Below are 1,535 nucleotides of genomic sequence, written 5' to 3' on the forward strand. Positions count from 1 at the left end.
GCGGTCTTGTCGGGGGTGCGGTTGGGGCTGATACTGCTGCTGTGTTCCGGATACGACCCTGGTTTCCCTGTAGTGCCGTGAGCCTGTATGTCAGCTTGGTGGTGGAGAGCCCGTTTCCGCGGGGACCGTGGAATGTTGCCCATGAGCACGAGCGTCAGAATTCTGTTTCTTCTTGCTCTCCTTTCCGGTGCATGCTTCCTCTTCAACGGCGGCAGGAACGGATGGTGAAGCGATGGATGTTCTGTTTCAACGGTGTGCGGGGCTGGATGTTTCCAAGCGGGATGCGAAGGCGTGCGTTCGTATTATTTCGTATTATGGAGGAAGGCCGGCGGGCACGCCAGGAGATCACCACATGGACGGCCATGACGAACGAGGTTGATCGGTTGGCCGATTACCTGCTGGACCAGGACGTGGGTCTGGTGGTGATCGAGGCTACCGGGGATTACTGGCGCCAGTTCTACTTTCTGCTCGAAGACAAAGGGCTCAACGTTCAGCTGGTTCATGCCAAGGAGGCAAGGAACCTGCCCGGCCGTAAGACCGATGTTTCGGATGCGGCGTGGCTCGCCCAGCTCGGCGCGCACGGCCTGCTGCACGGCTGTCTGGTCCCGCCGGAGAATATCCGCCAGCTCCGTGATCTGACCCGGACCCGCACCGCCATCACTGACGAGAGGTCTCGGGAGGTTCAGAGACTGGAGAAGATGCTGGAGGATTCCGGAATCAAGCTCTCCTCGATCGCCACCGACATTACCGGTGTCTCTGGCAGGGCGATGCTGCAGGCACTGATCGAGGGCCAGCGCGACCCGGCCGTGCTGGCGGATTTGGCGAAGAAGGCCATGCGACGGAAGATCCCGGCGCTGACGGAGGCACTGACGGGCCGCTTCAACGCCCACCACGCTTTCATGGCCGGGTTGTTTCTGAGCCGGATCGACGCCCACAGCAAGGACATCGCTCGCCTCGACGCGCGGATCGAAGAGCTCATGCTCCCTTTTAGTGGCGCCCGGGAACTGCTGGCAACAATCCCCGGCATCAGTGACCGGACTGCCGAGGTCATCATCGCTGAGACCGGTGCGGACATGTCCGTGTTCCCTACCGCCGGCCATCTGGCATCGTGGGCCGGTACCGCACCCGGGGCCAACGAGTCCGCAGGGCGGGTCAAGTCGACGAAAACCAGGCCCGGGAACCGGTACTTGAAAAGAGCGCTCGGCACAGCCGCAATGACGGCAGCCAGATCACAAACCACGTATCTCGGGGCGGAGTACCGGCGGATCAAGTCCCGGCGCGGGCCAATGAAAGCCCTTGTTGCCGTGGAGCATTCCATCCTCATCTCTATCTGGCATATGCTCACCACCGGCGAATGCTACGTTGATCCGGGCCCGGACTACTACACCAGACGCCAGCCACTGCGCAGCAAAGAAAGAGCCCTTCAACAACTCGAAAGTCTCGGCTACCAGGTCACCCTTCAACCTCTCCAGCACGCCGGCTAACCCGCATGCTGCCCTGAGATCACTGCCGAGGCCACGAAATTTTCGCGTCAG

The 1,535-nt window shown here is 61.4% G+C and carries 1 pseudogene; it reads left to right on the forward strand.

From position 1 onward, the window contains the following. The first annotated feature begins 232 nt into the window (after positions 1-232). Positions 233-1,484 (forward strand): annotated as a pseudogene (locus QCD75_RS21750) (IS110 family transposase). The last annotated feature ends 51 nt before the right edge of the window (positions 1,485-1,535 follow it).

The sequence above is a fragment of the Arthrobacter sp. PsM3 genome, from assembly GCF_030433895.1.
GTDB lineage: Bacteria > Actinomycetota > Actinomycetes > Actinomycetales > Micrococcaceae > Arthrobacter.